Below are 18,189 nucleotides of genomic sequence, written 5' to 3'. Positions count from 1 at the left end.
ATTCTAAACGCTTTTCTTATCAAGAAGCTGTACGATAACCTCTATTTCTATGGTAGTAAAGAATTACCACTAATAAATAAAGGTTATTTATTTAGCTAGATTGCTTTTCTTTATAATCAGTAATAGCTGCTTTAATTGCATCTTCAGCAAGTACTGAACAGTGAATTTTAACGGGTGGTAGAGCCAGTTCTTCAGCGATATCAGTATTTTTAATTTGACCTGCTTCTTCCAATGTCTTACCTTTTACCCATTCTGTTACCAGAGAGCTTGAAGCAATCGCTGATCCACAGCCATAGGTTTTAAACTTAGCATCTTCGATGATACCCTGCTCGTCTACTTTGATTTGCAAACGCATTACATCGCCACAGGCTGGCGCACCAACCATCCCCGTACCAACACCGGATTCATCATTATCCATGGTGCCAACATTACGTGGATTTTCATAGTGGTCCATTACTTTATCGCTATAAGCCATTGTCATTTACCTCAATTTTTCTATCGTTATTGGAGTGTTGCGCTAAAATTTAGTGCGCATTCCATTGAATTGATGAAATATCAATTCCGTCTTTATACATATCCCATAAAGGTGATAACAATCTCAGTTTATCCACTTTTTCTTTTAATAGTTGCACCGTGTAATCCACATCTTCTTCAGTGGTAAAACGACCGATACTGAAACGAATGGAGCTGTGTGCCAGTTCATCATTACGACCAATTGCACGTAAGACATAAGAAGGTTCCAGACTAGCCGATGTACAGGCTGAACCAGAAGAAACAGCCAATGAATCAATGGCCATCAATAATGACTCGCCTTCAACAAAATTGAAGCTTAAGTTCAAATTGTGCGGGACGCGCTGTTCTAGATTACCATTGACATAAAGCTCTTCCATACCTTCGAAGCCTTTTAATAAGCGGTCACGTAAAGCCAGGATGCGTTTGTTTTCATCCAGCATTTCTGCTTTCGCTATCTTAAATGCTTCACCCATACCAACAATTTGATGCGGTGCTAAAGTACCGGAACGCATACCGCGCTCATGGCCACCACCGTGCATTTGAGCTTCAATACGAATTCTTGGCTTACGGCGCACATAGAGTGCACCAATACCTTTAGGACCGTAAACTTTATGTGCTGATAAAGATAATAAATCCACTTTTAATTTTTTCAAATCAATTTCTGTTTTGCCGGCACTTTGTGCGGCATCAACATGAAAAACAATTTTTCTGGCACGACACATTTCACCAATGGCTTCGATATCCTGAATCACACCAATTTCGTTATTCACGTGCATGATAGAAACTAAGATAGTGTCATCACGCATAGCCGCTTCAAGTTTTGCCAAGTCAATAAGACCATCTTCTTCCGGATCAAGATAGGTGACTTCATAACCTTCACGTTCTAACTGACGGCAAGTATCTAAAACCGCTTTATGCTCAGTTTTTGACGTGATGATATGTTTACCACGCTTAGCATAAAAGTGTGCAGCCCCTTTAATAGCCAGGTTGTCAGATTCTGTTGCACCCGAGGTCCAAACAATTTCTTTGGCGTCTGCATTGATCAATGCAGCAACATTTTCACGGGCTTCTTCAACAGCCGATTCTGCATCCCAACCATATTTATGTGAGCGGGAAGCTGGGTTTCCGAAAGTCCCTTCAATTGTTAAATAGTGGCACATTGTCTCGGCAACACGTTTATCAACTGGTGTTGTTGCTGAATAATCCAGATATATCGGTGAACTCATTAATCATTCCTGTCATCATTAGTCACACTGGCAAGGATTCCAGTATTGGTATTCGTTTTTTCTATGAGATAGTAAACCTATGAGGTTTAAGCCTCAGCAGTGCGTTGTTCTTTTAGGCGTATATGGTTCATTGCCACCGCATCATCCTGACGACGAGCCACTTCTTTAACCGCTTGTTTTTCAACTAAGTTGCCCAAAGAGATATTGGCCAAAAAATTAAAGATTTGATCGCTTAAATCACACCAAAGCTCATGAGTCAAACAACGTTCTTCATGTTGGCAGTTACCCTTACGCTTACAACGTGTCGCATCAACTGTTTCGTCTACAGCAGCAATAATTTCCGCCACCGCGACTTCATCAGCAGGTCGGCTCAGGCGATAGCCACCACCTGGACCTCTGGCACTATCCACTAGTTCATTTTTTCTTAATTTAGAAAAAAGCTGTTCCAGATAAGAAAGTGAGATTTCCTGACGCTGTGAGATATCGGCCAAAGTAATCGGGCCTTGCTCATAGTGTAAAGCTAAATCCAGCATTGCTGTTACTGCGTAGCGCCCTTTTGTGGTCAATCTCATTGATGTTTTCCTGTATTCTTAAGATATCATTTACCCATCTTAAGAAAACCTAGCGTTTTAGTCAAGTATTTTTTATAGACTCCCCAAGGCTAGACGGATTATAATTTTTCATCACAGGCACGGGCACTTTTATCTGCGGAGACATTCGTCTCTAAATGTACTATTTGAACATTATCTTCTTGTTTGTTGCCCGGTGCATTACTGCAAAAATCCTGCGCCGGACAGCCTTCTGACTTATCGTCAACCGGTGTTATTTCACAGATGTGCACTTCGGGGATACTGATTTCTGGGAATTCAGCATCAATGGAACGAATGGCGGTACACATTTTTTCTAGCTTATCATCAACCGAATGCATGTGATCCAGCATACAATTAATTGCGTGAGCAATTGGATCAGGCATATCACCGGAAGTACCGTAGGCATCAAAACCTATTTTCTTCGCCATGTGTTCACGTTGTTCATCATTGGGATGCGCTTTTTTAATTACTTCATCAATGGCATCACTTTGGATCTTGTCTGTGGACGGCTTGGTCGCTGATATCACTCGGCCTGGAATACCCACCACCGTACATGACTCTGGCACATCTTTGACTACAACCGCATTGGAGCCAATTCGAGCCCCATCAGCCAAAGTAATCGGGCCCAATACTTTAGCACCGGCACCAACGACCACATCATTACATAGTGTTGGATGGCGTTTGCCCGCATTCCATGAGGTGCCACCCAGGGTAACACCATGATATAAGGTACAATCATCACCAATGACTGTCGTTTCACCAATCACTACACCCATGCCATGATCAATAAAAAAACGACGCCCTATCGTAGCACCGGGGTGTATTTCAATACCGGTTAAAATTCTCGCGGTTGAGGAGAAAAAGCGCGCTAGCCATTGTATATTCCAACGCCATAAGCGGTTATTGATACGATAAAAAATCATCGCATGCACACCGGGATAGGTTGTCAGCACTTCAAAATAGTTACGTGCCGCTGGATCGCGATCAAAAACACATTGAATGTCTTCTTTTAAATGTTCAAACATCTAGCATTCTCAACCCGTACTATTAAATAAAGTCATATAAATCCCTATTTCGCATTTATAGCTGTGTTTTTCATCAAAAACTAAGCCTATCGACAAAGACTGTGCATTTTACTAGGAAATAAACCAACACTCAATCTCATAATTTGGGGCAAACCCGACAAATATCAAAGAAAATGGGTAATTGTTCAGTATAATTCCCGTATCCGATTAAACAGCTTGTCTTTACAGGGTCGCCAAGCACATCCCTGTGACGCTTTATGAAAACATCCTATTTTCAAAACCCTGTAAAGACAAGCTATTCAACCGGATACTCTATTGATAGGCTCAATACGCTGAATATTTACGAAAATGGTTCAATTTATTTTATCAGCCGCTGGGTTTTATTCAAAACACCCCGAAGGATATTTAATTCTTCTTCTTTCAAGCGGGTTCGATTGTATATATGGCGTAATTTAGGCATGAGTTGTGGTGATTGTTGCACGCGTAAAAAATCAATATCAATCAATGTTTGCTGCAAGTGTTCATAAAAACGTTCCATATTGTCACTTGAAGCATAGTCAATGGCTTGTTCCTTTTCAGCTTTTTTGCTCAGGCTTTGTAGAGCCATCATCACTTCATTAATGTGGCTATACTTAACCGGACACACAACTTAAAATAACTAAAAGATAAAAAGTGTGACCTAAAATGAATGATCAAACAAAAAAACCGAATAAAAGCTATACATCAGAATTTAAAGAATCAGCTGTCAAATTAGCTAATGAGACGGATCAACCCGTTTCTCAGACTGCCAGGGAGCTAGGTGTTAATGTAAATACTCTACATACCTGGATCAGTAAATATTCCAAACCGGTGAAGACGGTAGCCAATAGAAGTGATGAACACATTTATGATGAAGTAAAACGTCTGAAAAAAGAATTGGCAAAAGTGATTCAGGAGCGTGATTTATTAAAAAGGCCACAGCGTACTTTGCAAGGGAAACTTTGTGAAGTACGCATGGATAACTGATCAGGCTAAAGATTACCCGGTAACGATTCTGTGCCGTTTTATGGATGTTTCCCGTAGTTGCTATTATGATTGGGTTAGCTCTCCTAAAACGGATAGAGAGAAAGAAAATGAAGCGCTTACTGAGCAGCTAAAAAACTGTTTGAAGACAGTCGCAAGACTTATGGAACCCGTCGTCTTAAAAGAAAAACTGGCTGAAAAAGGCGTTCATATAAGCCGCCGGAGAATTGGTCGATTAATGAAAAAAGCCGGTTTGTTTTGTAAAACGAAGAGACGCTTTAAAGCGACGACTAATTCCAAGCATAATAAGCGTATATCTCCAAATTTACTGGAAAGAGAGTTTACTGTCTCTCAACCTGATCGCTACTATGTGGGTGATATTACCTATATTGCCACCAAGGAAGGCTGGTTATATTTAGCGGTTGTCATTGACTTATTCTCTAGGCAAATTGTTGGCTGGTCGATGGATGAGCGAATGAAAGCCAAGCTAGTCAATGATGCTTTACTGATGGCCATATGGAAGCGTAAACCAATGGATGGATTGCTTTGGCATACTGACCGAGGTAGCCAATATGCCTCTGATAGTCATAGAAAAATATTGTCGGATCATAACATAATTCAGTCTATGAGCCGCAAAGGAAATTGCTGGGACAATGCTGTATCAGAGAGCTTCTTTCATAGTTTGAAAACTGAATTGACGCACCATTGTCGATTCAAAACCAGAGTAGAAGCAAAGCAGGCAATATTTGAATATATTGAGGTATTTTATAATCGGGAGCGACTTCATTCGGCTAATGATTATTTGTCACCAGTCGATTATGAAATACAGCAGGAAATAGCTTAAATCGATTGATTGAAGAGGGGTAAAGGCGACATAAATGCCGCCCATTACCGTTGACGGCCATCGGCTCCTCAGCCTGTGCCGTGAAGATATTGTAACAGGATCATTACCGTTGTGAAAATACCTTGGGTGAATGGAACGGCTCTATCGTTCCAGAGGGCAAAAGCCCTTTCTCTTCATCTGTTTAAAGTTAACATGAGAAACTAAAATGATAGGAAATACAAAATGACAAAAATCACTTGAAACAGCCAAAAAAATATTTAGAAAACTGTCCGGAAAAGTGTTGACACATCACATAGCTGATAATTTGCACCGCAGAGGCAACATTTAAGGAGCTATACTCCGGATTCGTAGGCACATTGATCAGCTTATGACAAAGGCCTATTTCCTCATTGGTTAAGCCCGTTCTTTCCCGCCCAAACACTAAAGCAACTTCATGTTGTTCGGCTTCACTTACCGATAACACTCCGGCTTCACGGGCATCAATGAACTCATGTTGTATTTTACGTTCTCTTGCTGTTGTGCCTAAGACTAAGCGACAGCCCGCCAAGGCTTCTTCAAAGGAATCACAGACCACGGCCTGAGACAGTAAATCATCTGCACCTGAAGCCATTGCGGTCGCTTCATAATTAGGGAATTCCTTAGGGTTCACCAAATACAAACGATCTAGCCCCATGTTTTTCATCACCCGGGCGGCAGCACCGATATTGCCCGGGTGAGAAGTATTGATCATGACAATACGGATATTATTAATGCTCATTAAAGCACCTGATAGTTAAATGCAATTAATTTAAAAAATGCTCTTAAAAAAAGAACCTTATAAAAAAAGCGACAAACAATTCGAGAAAGTGAATTTTAACACGTATTGATGTTATAATATGTCGCTTATTTGCTCTTTAACACCGAATACTCGCTAGATTTTATACCAATGTAGTTAATATTCTTCTAATTCGTGTCTTTAGCCCTAAGTGCTAAGGCCAATATCAGCATTTTTACGGAGACTTCCAAATGCATCCTATGCTCAATATTGCAGTGCGTGCCGCTCGCGCAGCCGGTACTGTTATTTACCGTTCCATGGACAAAGTCGATAGCTTAAAAGTGACCAATAAAGGCGCCAATGACTTTGTCACCGATGTTGACCGTCAGGCTGAAATGGTGATTATTGATACGATTAGAAAAGCTTATCCCAATCATGCTATCAAGGCCGAAGAAAATGGCCTACTTGACGGTGATGAAAAATTTCAGTGGATTATTGATCCATTAGACGGCACCACCAATTTTCTCCATGGCTTCCCTCAGTTTGCCGTCTCCATTGCTTTTAAGCAAAATGGCCGTTTATCTCAGGCGGTGGTATTTAATCCGGCTAATCAAGAATTATTCACTGCCAGCCGTGGTGAAGGTGCGATGCTCAATGACCGCCGTATCCGTGTCTCTAAACAAAAAGGCTTAGAAAGTGCATTATTAGGCACTGGATTCCCTTTTAAAGATCAACAACATTTAGATTCTTATCTGGCTACTTTTAAAGCCTTATTCCCAATGACTGCCGGCATCAGAAGACCCGGCTCTGCCGCATTAGACCTAGCCTATGTGGCGGCTGGACGCTTGGATGGCTTCTGGGAAATTGCCCTCAATGATTGGGATATGGCAGCAGGTGCTTTATTAATCACCGAAGCCGGTGGCCTAGTCAGTGACTTTTCCGGTGGTGATGACTTCCTGGAAACCGGCAATATTGTCGCTGGTACACCGAAAGTGTTTAAAGAGATATTACAGACGATTAAACCACATCTCAGCCCTGAGCTCGTAAAATAGCCCTGAGCTGGTGAAATTTATTGAACTAACGCACAAATTTCCACATTAAAAGCACTTAAAACTCTTAACTGTGAAAGCACTCACACCCCTTTTTATATTAATGCTTAAACTAAATATTAATATAATCAACAATAAAGGAAAGGGGGCAATGTGTTAATAAAACAAACAATAGATGTCAGCCAGCATCATTCTTTTCAACACATTCTACAACGATATGCTTGGGAGAAATGTAGAGCCTTCCTGTCACTCCTCACACTATTATTAGTGCTGGTTTTGACCCCTTATGCTCAGCTTGAAGCCGCTCAAACCAGACAACTCACCGTTAATTTAACTGATCGCTTATCCCAACAGAAGCTTTCCGGGCTTAGCGTGACCGCCTATCAACGCGCATCTGATGGCAAGCTAAAATGGTTTGCCAATAAGACCACCGATACTCAAGGGCAGGCAATATTCACTTTAGAAGGCCTAGGCTTCGGTCAGAATTATGTGTTGACTGTTAATGCATTTAACAACATTACCACCTATTCCAAAGTTGTATCCTCCAGTGGTATCTTTGCTTTTCAAGTCGGCGCCCTGAGTGCCAGCATTACTTCCGGTGCAGATGGAAGCCTCCTAAAAAATTATTCCATCACTGCTTACGAGATTTTGGCCGATGGCAAACAAAAATGGCGCACCTCAGGTAAAACCGATCAACAGGGTATCATTCGTTTTGATTTGGAAAACTTGGGGAGCGGCACAAACTACATCTTAAAAGCAAAAAGTCCCGTTGATAGTAGCTATAAAAATAGCCAGATCATCTCAAATATTGGCAAAATTGCTTTTAAAGTAGGCAACAAAGCTCTCAACATTACCTTACGTGACAGCATTAGTGGACAAATTATTGCTGGCCAAAAAGTGATTGTCCAGGAGCTATTAGCTAATGATAAAAGTGATTGGATCACTGAAAGAACTACTGATGCAAATGGTCAAATCATTGTTGATTTAGATGGTCTCGGTGCAGGAAGAAGCTATAAATTAGCATCCAAGGTTTACAATAATCTCTATAGTTATTCCGATCTTATCACGACTACCGGCTCTTTCAGTTTTAATGTCGGCACCTTAGCTGTTGCGGTAAAAAGTGGCGCCAGCGAAAAAGCACTGCCTGATTTTAGAATAACAGTATACGAGCGATTAAGTGATGCTAGCAATAAATGGCACGCATCCGGTAATACCGACACCAGTGGTATTATTCGTTTTGATCTATGATGTGTCAACACTTTTCCGGACAGTTTTCTAAATATTTTTTTGGCTGTTTCAAGTGATTTTTGTCATTTTGTATTTCCTATCATTTTAGTTTCTCATGTTAACTTTAAACAGATGAAGAGAAAGGGCTTTGCCCTCTGGAACGATAGAGCCGTTCCATTCACCCAAGGTATTTTCACAACGGTAATGATCCTGTTACAATATCTTCACGGCACAGGCTGAGGAGCCGATGGCCGTCAACGGTAATGGGCGGCATTTATGTCGCCTTTTACCCTCTTCAATCAATCGATTTAAGCTATTTCCTGCTGTATTTCATAATCGACTGGTGACAAATAATCATTAGCCGAATGAAGTCGCTCCCGATTATAAAATACCTCAATATATTCAAATATTGCCTGCTTTGCTTCTACTCTGGTTTTGAATCGACAATGGTGCGTCAATTCAGTTTTCAAACTATGAAAGAAGCTCTCTGATACAGCATTGTCCCAGCAATTTCCTTTGCGGCTCATAGACTGAATTATGTTATGATCCGACAATATTTTTCTATGACTATCAGAGGCATATTGGCTACCTCGGTCAGTATGCCAAAGCAATCCATCCATTGGTTTACGCTTCCATATGGCCATCAGTAAAGCATCATTGACTAGCTTGGCTTTCATTCGCTCATCCATCGACCAGCCAACAATTTGCCTAGAGAATAAGTCAATGACAACCGCTAAATATAACCAGCCTTCCTTGGTGGCAATATAGGTAATATCACCCACATAGTAGCGATCAGGTTGAGAGACAGTAAACTCTCTTTCCAGTAAATTTGGAGATATACGCTTATTATGCTTGGAATTAGTCGTCGCTTTAAAGCGTCTCTTCGTTTTACAAAACAAACCGGCTTTTTCATTAATCGACCAATTCTCCGGCGGCTTATATGAACGCCTTTTTCAGCCAGTTTTCTTTTAAGACGACGGGTTCCATAAGTCTTGCGACTGTCTTCAAACAGTTTTTTAGCTGCTCAGTAAGCGCTTCATTTTCTTTCTCTCTATCCGTTTTAGGAGAGCTAACCCAATCATAATAGCAACTACGGGAAACATCCATAAAACGGCACAGAATCGTTACCGGGTAATCTTTAGCCTGATCAGTTATCCATGCGTACTTCACAAAGTTTCCCTTGCAAAGTACGCTGTGGCCTTTTTAATAAATCACGCTCCTGAATCACTTTTGCCAATTCTTTTTTCAGACGTTTTACTTCATCATAAATGTGTTCATCACTTCTATTGGCTACCGTCTTCACCGGTTTGGAATATTTACTGATCCAGGTATGTAGAGTATTTACATTAACACCTAGCTCCCTGGCAGTCTGAGAAACGGGTTGATCCGTCTCATTAGCTAATTTGACAGCTGATTCTTTAAATTCTGATGTATAGCTTTTATTCGGTTTTTTTGTTTGATCATTCATTTTAGGTCACACTTTTTATCTTTTAGTTATTTTAAGTTGTGTGTCCGGTTAAGTATAGCCACATTACTACCCGGTTTAAGCAATGGCCGTGAATACTTTCTTCGAGCCACTAGCCTCATAGATGGTAGTACCAAATATAGCCCAGACCTCACTCTCGGTGCAGTGACTTTTACCGTGGGCAATAAACCTTTAAATGTCACCCTGGTTAACGCCTTGACTAATCAACCGCTTGCCAACCAGCGCATTGATGTCAAAGAAATTTTACCTAACGATGAATACAAATGGCGTCAACGTCTGACAACGGATGCCCAGGGTAAAGTTGCATTTGATTTAGATGGCCTGGGCTCAGGCAGACTTTATCAGTTAAAAAGCTCACCTTATCAAGCCGGTAGCGTTTATAGTGAGATATTAAATACCACAGGCAACTTTTCGTTTGCAGTCGGTAATACACCCGTTACTCTCATTGATGCGCGCAATGGCAAGGCAATGGCCGGTTTTAAGCTCACCTCCATTGAAAAAACACCCGATGGAAAATTGCACTGGAAGAACTCCGGCACAACCGATGCACAAGGAGTCGTAAACTTTGATTTATCTGGCGTTAACTCAGGCAGACTTTATACGATTTTGGCAAAAAACACCTTTGCACAGAACAAATATTACTTTTCACCTTGGATCAGCGAAAGCGGCAAAGTTGTTTTTTCAATTAGCCCCGGCCTAACCTATAGACCTGATCAAAAAGTACCTGTTATTTCCATTAGCAGTCCTTCTGCAAATGCCTTAGTCAGTAGTAATGGCTTTTTATTACGAGGACTAGTCAGTGACAATGATGCCATTGATAGAGTTGAAGTCAATATTGGTGGTAGCTCTGGTCTTGCAACAGTATCAAATAATTATTGGGAATATTCAGTCAATGCTGCAATGCTGGGTGGATTAGGCAATATTCCACTGAGTGTGACCGCCTATGATGTGGCTCAAAATAAAACTCAAGTGGGACTAAGCGTCAACTCAATTGTAGATGATGAATTCCCGGCGTTAGATATTAGCTCACACCTCAATGGTGACAAAGTATCTGTCAAAGGATTCCTCATATCCGGTAATGTCAGCGATAATACCGGCGTGAGACGCCTAAGCGCTGACGTGAATGACTCTATTTATGGCAAGGTTAAAAGTGACTCCAAAATAGAAATATCCGCAAGCGGTCGTTGGACTTTAGTCGTTGAGGAAGTCACTCTAGGCGCCACCATTGATGTTGTCATCAAAGCAGTGGATTCAGCCGGTAATCTTTCCAGCGAAACAGTCAATTTACAAGTCGTTTCAGTCATTGATGATGGCGTTCAGCTAATCAATCGCCTCACCTTTGGCGCAACACCTGACTTATTAGATGAAGTACGCAAAATGGGTGCTCAGGCGTTTATTAATCAACAGCTCAATCCTTCAACGATTGATGATACTGCATTCCAGGATAGAATTGCCTTTGAAGTGCCTGACTCGCATCGTGACCTAATTGATTATCAGCTTAAGTATGCAATTTATAGTAAGCGTCAATTATTAGAAGTAATGACCTGGTTCTGGGAAAATCACTTCAATACCGATGTCAATAAAACCAGTCATGTCGGTTATGAACTCGGTGAGAATAATCTGTTTCGCCGTCATGCCCTGGGTAACTTTCGTGACTTGCTTGCCGTTAGCTCAAAGAGCCCCGGCATGATGGTTTATTTGGACAATATTACCAATCGCAAAGAAGAGCCTAATGAAAATTATGCTCGCGAGTTAATGGAGTTGCATACACTGGGAGTCAATGGCGGTTATACCAATGAGGATGTCGCTGAAGTTGCCCGTGTATTCACCGGTTGGCAAGAAAGAGATCATGCCTTCTACTTTAATGAGTCACGACATGACTACGGAGAAAAACTCTTTGTCGGTAATGTTATCCCTGCCGGTTTAGGCGTAGAAGGCGGTGACATGATACTTGACATATTAGCCTCACACCCTGCCACGGCCAAATTTATCTGTACTAAGCTCTTGCAAGTTTTTGTTGATGATAAGCCACTACCAGGTTCAATCAGCGGTTGTGCCGCAAGCTTCCTCAGTAGTAATGGCAACATAAAACAGGTATTGCAAACAATCTTTGCCTCGCCTGAATTTAATTCACCCCGACAGTTCCACCAGAAATTCAAAACCCCCATTGAGTTTCTCGCCGGTGCTGAACGTAATTTGATGGCTCAGCATTCGCCACGTAATACCTATGCTGAAATACAAAATCTGGGCATGCCTTTGTTTCATAATCCTGTCCCTACAGGCTGGGCTGAAACCGGCGATAAATGGATCAATATGAACCAGCTCATGACCCGCATTCGCTTCGGCACTAATCTGGCATTTAACGAAGAAAATTATTACAACAGTAATACTTATCTCAACAGTGTCACGGAATTTTTTAGAAGCCGTGGTTATGAGACTGCACAGGGTGTATTGGGCTATTTACTGATGCTGACTGTCGATAGTGACTACACACCATTTGAATGGTCAGTCGCTTACAACAAGCTGACACAGGATGGCCGTGTGCCCTTTGAACTGGATGCAGAAGGGTCTGAGCAAGCATTGCGAGCAATGATTGCAACCGTTTTAAGTTTTCCAGCTTATCAACTTCAATAAAGGATTTGTCATGAACAGAAGAAAATTTATCCGCAATTTAATGGCGGTGCCACTGGCTTCAGGATCATTCCTTTACGGCAATCCTTTTAATCCAACGGTAACATCTGCCAATGCATTGATGAGTAATGCCATTTTATTAGGCAACTTAAAAAAAGAGGCTGCGGCTTCGGCCACGCCAATCATTAAAACTGCAGGGCCTGATCAGTTTGCCGGTAAAACACTGGTGGTCATTTTCCAGCGTGGTGCCTGTGATGGCCTTAATACCGTCATTCCCTTTGGTGACGACGAATATTATAACTTACGTCCGACCATTGGTATCAGCCCGCCCTCTATTAGCGCAGCCAGTGCCTTAAACTTAGATGGTTTATTAGGTTTGCACCCTGCGCTATCGCCATTACATGAGCTTTATCAGCAAGGTGTGATGGCGGTTATGCCCGCAGTGCATTATAACAATCCGTCACGTTCCCACTTTGAGAGTCAAAATCTAATAGAAAGCGGTATGCCGACTCGCCTGCCAGATGGCTGGCTCAATCGACACATGGCCGCTTTAAAAAGAGATTCACTGGTCAGAGCCGTTAGTATGGGTGATGAATTAGTGCATGCCTTACGGGGCTCAGAAAGCGTTATGACCTTTAACAATATTTCCGATTTCGGTGCCAATAATTTTGATAGTGCCACCATAGAAAATTTATTAAATATCTATGGTGACTCCGTATTTGATAATCCAAATCGTGATCTGGTTCATCAACAAGGTCAAATCATGCTCAACAACCTTGAGACATTGGCCGATGTATCTGAAGCGGATTATACCCCTGAAAATGGTGCGACTTATCCCGACAGTTCATTTGGTCGTCAATTGACTCAGGTAGCAAAATTAATTAAATCTGATGTTGGTCTGGAACTCGCCACGGTGAATATCGGCGGTTGGGACACCCACGCAAATCAGGGTGGCGCCGAAGGCAGTCAGGCAACTCGACACAGTGATTTTGCTTCGGGAATTGCTGCCTTGTATAAGGACATTAGCACTGCCACTGATTCTGATGTGGTCATTTTAACAATGACCGAGTTTGGTCGTACCGCACGAGAAAATGGTAGTCGCGGCACCGATCATGGCAATGCATCAAGTTGGTTTGCTGTGGGTAATTCAATCAATGGGGGAATGTATGGCGCGGGCGCTCAGTGGCCGGGTCTAAGGGAAGATCAACTCTATCAAGGTCGTTATTTAGCCAAGACGATTGATTATACCGATGTCTTCTCTGAAGTGCTTTCAAGACACCTGGGTAATAACACTTTAGGACCGGTTTTTCCTAATCATAACTATAATCCAATTGGCTTCTTAAGCTAGTGCTTGATTAGCATTCATGCTATTGATGATGCGCTTCGTACCTCAGCAGCATCCTACATTACTCGCTCGTAGGATGCTGCTGAGGTACGAAGCGCATCAATTATTAAAACGTATACGTCAAAACTTCCCACGTTGACGTATCATTCCACTTTATTTAAAGGCTGAATTTTTTCAGTCAAATTCCATGGCAACAATTGCTCTAAAGCCTCATCATCATAATGCCTGCCCAGCTTAGGTAACTCAGTCAGAATGTGTGTTAAAAAGGCAAAGGGCTCTAGGTTGTTTGCTTTCGCTGTTTGCACGATTGAATATAAAATAGCACTGGCCTCAGCACCACGAGGATTTTGGTTCATGACCCAGTTTTTGCGCCCAATCACAAAGGGTTTGATCCGCCGCTCTGCCATATTATTATCAATCTGGAGGTTGCCCTCTTCAAGATAGACAGTCAGATACTTCCATTGATTGATCACATAACGAATAGCGACACCCAACTTACTGTCTTTTGTTGTTTTAGTCACTTTATCATCACACCACTTTTTAAAGTCATCCAGTAGTGGTTTGCTTTTTTTCCTGACGGATCAGGTAACGTTGTTCAGCATTGAGCGGTTTGATTTGTTTTTCAATCGCATACAATTTAGCAATTTTACTGATCGCCATTTGTACCATGCCAGGCTTTTTCTGACTGTTCTTGGGTAATGCTTTTAAGGCATCATGGAACTTGCGACGAGCATGTGCCATGCAGCCTAATAAAGTGACTTCACTGTTCTCATTTTCGAATATATGATAACCGGGAAAGCCATCCGTTTGCAGGTAACCTGAAAACCCCGTTAAAAAGGTTTTGGCATGTTGGCCTGCACGAGTAGGCTGATACTCATACAAAACAATGGGACACTTGGAATGATAGCCGCCACTTTGATAGAGCCACATATAAGATTTAGGGCAATTCTCACGTCCATCATGGATCACTCGCATCGTTGTTTCATCGGCCTGGATGATTTTCTGCCTAATGAGATAATACAACAACCGATTATAAAAGGGTTTGAGTAATTCAGCTGATTTAAGCACCCAGTTGGACATACTGGCTCTGGAAAGTGTTATCTTATAGCGTTTAAATATCGCTTCCTGTCGATAGAGAGGCAAGCTGTCTAGGAATTTAGAAACAATGATATAGGCCAGCAGGCTGGGTGATGCAAAACTTCTAGGAATGGGCTGTGCAGGCTTAGGAGCAGTTTTAACGCCTTCCTCACAAGCACGACAGGCATATTTAACCTGAACATGTTCTACAACATATACCTGAGCAGGAACAATTTCCAGTTGCTCTGAGGTCTCTTCACCAATTTCATGCAAGTGATGACCGCAGTCACAGACTTGTTCTGCTTCAGATAACTCATGACGAACAACTTTACGAGGTAGGTCTTTAGGTAAAGGCTTACGACCGGGCTTTTTACGCTCATAAGTAATGGTTTCACGGACTTCCGGTGCTTCTTCGGCGAACGTTTCTGCCTCATTAAAGAAGTCGGGGTGAACTTCTTTTTCACTGGAAGTACCAAACCGTTTATGTTGCAACAGACGAAATTGTTCCTCATACCAGTCCACTTTTGACTGGAGTTCAAGCACCCTGTTTTTGAGCGTTGGTATCTCTTCTGGTAGTATTTTGTCTGTTGAACTCATGCGTTATATTATACTAAAAATGAGCGTTAAATGCTTGTATTTATTCTGTTTAATGCGCATCTAAAGGGACTTTTTTAGTTGTTTTCCAGACCATGAATTTCAGGGTGAGCATGGTGTTGTGTGCAAGATAAACCATCCAGTAACCACTGTAATTCTCTCAGTGTTAACGAAAGAGTGGGTTGTTCTTTTTCCATCGGCCACTGGAATTTCCCTTTTTCAAGTGTACGATAGTAAAGCCAGAAACCATTACGCTCCCAGTACAGTATTTTAAGTTTATCTCGCTGACGATTACAAAAACAAAGACACTGCCATCAAAGGGATTGTGTTCCAATTGCTCTGAGACAATCAGTGATAGCCCATTGGTTGCTTTTCTCATATCGGTAACACCAGAAACCAGATAAACCTGATTGACTGTGATGCCCGTTATCATGAAACAGTCCTGAGCAAATCCAGAATGGACTTGAGCTGATTCAGGTTCGTATCAGAATTGATTTCCAAACTGAAACCATTGGTATGGCTTACTTTAATTGCATTGCTTGTGGGGAATTGGCCAGTAAATTAATGGGAATGAGTTGATTGTTGGTGTTGACCTGTTTTGATGAGCTAACATAACCCAACTTCTTTCGATAATAGCTAAAAATATGAGAGGGTATCTTATGTTGTTGACAATAAACTGCCTGGCTTAAGTTACTGGCTTGGCAGGCTCTCTATGTGTTGCTTCATCGAAGCATCTTTTGAATGGTTGCTCATTTGTATCTCCAAATTACGAATTGAAGATCATAGTTTGAGCTAACTGAAGCTTATTGTGAACGTGGGTTTTAATTGACGTTTACCATCAATCCGGTATAAGCTACTGCCAATTCAGTTTCATATCCTTCACGAGCCAGATAAGCCAGATCCACAACGGTAATATCTGCTTCCGGCCAATACTCCCCTTCCTGATTGAATAATTCTCCAGTAAAGCCATCACAGAACAATTCCATGGCATCGGCCAGTTCAGAGGCTCGTTCTCCTTTACTTCGATTATTATTTTGGGTTAGTTCAAAATGTGAAACCTCACGGATCCGTTGACAACATCGGTTACCATAGTTTGTTTACGCCCATCTTTAGCAACCGTTTCTGCTGCCCGATAAATACCACGGCGTACAATCAGGCGATCAGATTTGTTAAACTTCTCATTTTCATCCCCACCAGTAATCATGATCTTTGCGGCAATTTCCATTTCACCCAACTGATCCCTTTTTTCATCAGGATCAGCTTCTGAATTCATTAGTTTATCCTGAACAGACTCAACTTCTTCAATCTGATCATCATCCTCAATGGCATCAATATCCGTTTCTGTTATGGTTTTTAGCAAAGCCGTTGCATCTCGGAAGGGAGGAATGGACACTTTGGTACCGGGTTTCAGGCTTAACTGATTAACACTCACTCCCAGACGTTTAAAATCATCACCCAACAAGCCAAAGCTGTTACCTGCTTCAATAATAAAAATACGGGGGCGATGAATAGCAAACATGGAGCGAATGATCTTCACCAGATAAGAACTCTTGCCTGCTCCCGTTGGACCCAGTGTTAATAAATGCGCATTTTGTTTGCGATCTCTTATGGGATCCAGAAAAGAGCCTCACCTCCCCGGTTAAATTCATTTAAGCCAGGATTACTGATCCACGGGAGCGACCATATAAGGGACTCAGTGCTGCAATATCCAGGGAATGCATTAATCTTGAACGACGACTGAATTTATCGTATTCCACATCATAGGCCATGGGCAGATTTTTCAGATAGCTGTCCAGAGTTAATAAGTCACTATTCAGATCGATAGGCTGGAGATCATTGCTGATCAATAAAGAATCAATTTCATACGTCATTTCATCCAGCTCTGACAGCGTATCTGCTTTTATGTATAAAGACAGATTCACAGGATGAAACTTGTTTTTCAGAGCGATTTGACGCTTGGCATGAGCGGCTTCCTCTGCCGCCAGAATAGAATCATCGTAAGCGCTTAACCATCTAGCGTTATTCAAAAAATATCTCCCCTGCCTCATAATCAATCCATCGATTAATTATGAGGCACATCAATGAAACCAGAAACCCAAGCCAACTCAAAACAATTTTGGCAAGACCACGTTAATCAATGGAATGAAAACAGTATCAGCCAGGCATCCTATTGTCAGGAACATGGGCTACCCATCAAACGTTTTGGCTATTACAAGCGTAAGTTGCTGGGTGCAACAACGCAAACCAGTGCGATGACAAAGGGGAATGGTTTTATTCAACTATCTTCCCCGACACACTATTCAGCCCGCACCTCAGCATTAATTGTAGAATTACCCAATCAGCTACGCATTGAAGGGGTGACTGCCGATAATGTACAGCTGGTAAAACAATTAGCAGGATTGTTCCAATGAAGTCAGCCATACTTCCATCACTCAGCCTGCCACAGGTGTATCTCTATCTGAAGCCTGTTGATTTTCGTAAAAGTTTTATTGGCCTCAGTGCCATTGTTGAATGTGAATTAGGTCATAATCCTTTTGCAGGCCATCTGTATGCCTTTACCAATCGTCAGCGTAATAAAATTAAATGCCTCTTCTGGGATAATACCGGTTTTGTACTCTATTACAAAAGTCTCTCAGAAGAAAAGTTCAAATGGCCAAAGGGTGAAGATGACCTGATGAATATCACCGGACAACAAATCAACTGGCTATTAGACGGCTATGATATCAGTGTCATGAAACCGCATAAGAAATTGCATTATGAGTCTGTATTTTAAGTACTTTTTAGTCTATTTTTTGTTATAATAAAGCCATGCAAAACAAGGCTGAA

The 18,189-nt window shown here is 41.7% G+C and carries 17 protein-coding genes and 4 pseudogenes; 8 read left to right on the top strand and 13 right to left on the bottom strand.

The genetic code is table 11. From position 1 onward, the window contains the following. Positions 1 to 91 precede the first annotated feature (91 nt). The 5 genes from iscU to JEU79_RS18515 all read right to left on the bottom strand — a co-directional run bounded on the left by iscU (position 92) and on the right by JEU79_RS18515 (position 3,961). Positions 92 to 475 (bottom strand): Fe-S cluster assembly scaffold IscU, encoded by a 384-nt coding sequence (iscU, locus tag JEU79_RS18535; RefSeq protein ID WP_198266071.1) that lies wholly within the window; start codon positions 473 to 475, stop codon positions 92 to 94. A 49-nt stretch (positions 476 to 524) separates the two neighbouring features. Then, complete coding sequence (locus tag JEU79_RS18530; protein ID WP_198265299.1) at positions 525 to 1,739, bottom strand: IscS subfamily cysteine desulfurase; 1,215 nt, start codon at positions 1,737 to 1,739, stop codon at positions 525 to 527. Positions 1,740 to 1,825: 86 nt separating this feature from the next. Beyond that, positions 1,826 to 2,311: a Fe-S cluster assembly transcriptional regulator IscR gene (iscR, locus tag JEU79_RS18525; protein WP_198265298.1), complete on the bottom strand. Its 486-nt coding sequence runs from the start codon at positions 2,309 to 2,311 to the stop codon at positions 1,826 to 1,828. Positions 2,312 to 2,409: 98 nt separating this feature from the next. After that, a complete protein-coding gene (gene cysE, locus JEU79_RS18520; RefSeq protein WP_198265297.1) occupies positions 2,410 to 3,354 on the bottom strand; it encodes a serine O-acetyltransferase in 945 nt (314 codons plus the stop codon). Between the two features lie 358 nt (positions 3,355 to 3,712). Continuing rightward, on the bottom strand, positions 3,713 to 3,961 hold the full coding sequence (locus tag JEU79_RS18515) for an RNA methyltransferase (protein WP_214660627.1): 249 nt from the start codon (positions 3,959 to 3,961) through the stop codon (positions 3,713 to 3,715). Between the two features lie 77 nt (positions 3,962 to 4,038). On the opposite strand from JEU79_RS18515, the gene JEU79_RS26825 reads away from it, so the two are divergent. Together JEU79_RS26825 and JEU79_RS18510 are read left to right on the top strand one after the other, a co-directional pair. Further along, complete coding sequence (locus JEU79_RS26825) at positions 4,039 to 4,359, top strand: transposase (protein WP_198263033.1); 321 nt, start codon at positions 4,039 to 4,041, stop codon at positions 4,357 to 4,359. After that, entirely contained in the window at positions 4,337 to 5,200 is an 864-nt protein-coding gene (locus JEU79_RS18510) for an IS3 family transposase (protein WP_246540402.1), read from the top strand. Before JEU79_RS26825 ends, JEU79_RS18510 begins: the two co-directional genes overlap by 23 nt. Before the next feature lie 232 nt (positions 5,201 to 5,432). Here JEU79_RS18510 and JEU79_RS18505 read toward each other — a convergent pair whose 3' ends face one another. Then, a complete protein-coding gene (locus JEU79_RS18505) occupies positions 5,433 to 5,957 on the bottom strand; it encodes an RNA methyltransferase (protein WP_198265295.1) in 525 nt (174 codons plus the stop codon). Between the two features lie 248 nt (positions 5,958 to 6,205). Between JEU79_RS18505 and suhB the strand changes: the two genes are divergently transcribed. Together suhB and JEU79_RS18495 are read left to right on the top strand one after the other, a co-directional pair. After that, positions 6,206 to 7,006: an inositol-1-monophosphatase gene (gene suhB / locus JEU79_RS18500; RefSeq protein ID WP_198265294.1), complete on the top strand. Its 801-nt coding sequence runs from the start codon at positions 6,206 to 6,208 to the stop codon at positions 7,004 to 7,006. Positions 7,007 to 7,156: 150 nt separating this feature from the next. Then, positions 7,157 to 8,251, top strand: a complete 1,095-nt coding sequence (locus tag JEU79_RS18495) for a hypothetical protein (protein ID WP_198265293.1) — start codon at positions 7,157 to 7,159, stop codon at positions 8,249 to 8,251. 287 nt (positions 8,252 to 8,538) lie between these two features. Here JEU79_RS18495 and JEU79_RS18490 read toward each other — a convergent pair. After that, positions 8,539 to 9,698: pseudogene (locus tag JEU79_RS18490) on the bottom strand (IS3 family transposase). Positions 9,699 to 9,872: 174 nt separating this feature from the next. Here JEU79_RS18490 and JEU79_RS18485 point away from each other — a divergent pair. Beyond that, complete coding sequence (locus JEU79_RS18485; RefSeq protein ID WP_214660626.1) at positions 9,873 to 12,350, top strand: DUF1800 family protein; 2,478 nt, start codon at positions 9,873 to 9,875, stop codon at positions 12,348 to 12,350. Positions 12,351 to 12,360: 10 nt separating this feature from the next. Then, on the top strand, positions 12,361 to 13,695 hold the full coding sequence (locus JEU79_RS18480; protein WP_198265291.1) for a DUF1501 domain-containing protein: 1,335 nt from the start codon (positions 12,361 to 12,363) through the stop codon (positions 13,693 to 13,695). A 140-nt stretch (positions 13,696 to 13,835) separates the two neighbouring features. On the opposite strand, the pseudogene tnpC reads toward JEU79_RS18480, so the two are convergent. From tnpC to JEU79_RS18455, 6 genes and pseudogenes are all read right to left on the bottom strand, one after another. After that, positions 13,836 to 15,366 (bottom strand): annotated as a pseudogene (gene tnpC, locus JEU79_RS18475) (IS66 family transposase). A gap of 74 nt (positions 15,367 to 15,440) precedes the next feature. Continuing rightward, a pseudogene (gene tnpB / locus JEU79_RS28830) lies at positions 15,441 to 15,742 on the bottom strand (IS66 family insertion sequence element accessory protein TnpB). Between the two features lie 142 nt (positions 15,743 to 15,884). Then, positions 15,885 to 16,058 (bottom strand): annotated as a pseudogene (tnpA, locus tag JEU79_RS28825) (IS66 family insertion sequence element accessory protein TnpA); the annotation flags it as partial. Between the two features lie 126 nt (positions 16,059 to 16,184). Continuing rightward, on the bottom strand, positions 16,185 to 16,349 hold the full coding sequence (locus JEU79_RS18465; RefSeq protein ID WP_198265290.1) for a hypothetical protein: 165 nt from the start codon (positions 16,347 to 16,349) through the stop codon (positions 16,185 to 16,187). A 53-nt stretch (positions 16,350 to 16,402) separates the two neighbouring features. Further along, entirely contained in the window at positions 16,403 to 16,900 is a 498-nt protein-coding gene (locus tag JEU79_RS18460) for a hypothetical protein (protein WP_198265289.1), read from the bottom strand. Positions 16,901 to 17,012: 112 nt separating this feature from the next. Then, positions 17,013 to 17,390 (bottom strand): TraC family protein, encoded by a 378-nt coding sequence (locus JEU79_RS18455; RefSeq protein WP_198265288.1) that lies wholly within the window; start codon positions 17,388 to 17,390, stop codon positions 17,013 to 17,015. A 54-nt stretch (positions 17,391 to 17,444) separates the two neighbouring features. On the opposite strand from JEU79_RS18455, the gene tnpA (JEU79_RS18450) reads away from it, so the two are divergent. After that, positions 17,445 to 17,774: an IS66 family insertion sequence element accessory protein TnpA gene (gene tnpA / locus JEU79_RS18450; protein ID WP_198262442.1), complete on the top strand. Its 330-nt coding sequence runs from the start codon at positions 17,445 to 17,447 to the stop codon at positions 17,772 to 17,774. After that, positions 17,771 to 18,136 (top strand): IS66 family insertion sequence element accessory protein TnpB, encoded by a 366-nt coding sequence (gene tnpB / locus JEU79_RS18445; protein WP_198262804.1) that lies wholly within the window; start codon positions 17,771 to 17,773, stop codon positions 18,134 to 18,136. The genes tnpA (JEU79_RS18450) and tnpB (JEU79_RS18445) overlap by 4 nt, the downstream gene beginning before the upstream one ends. The last annotated feature ends 53 nt before the right edge of the window (positions 18,137 to 18,189 follow it).

This window comes from sulfur-oxidizing endosymbiont of Gigantopelta aegis (assembly GCF_016097415.1).
GTDB lineage: Bacteria > Pseudomonadota > Gammaproteobacteria > GRL18 > GRL18 > GRL18.
This window is presented reverse-complemented; position numbering and strand designations above follow the sequence as displayed.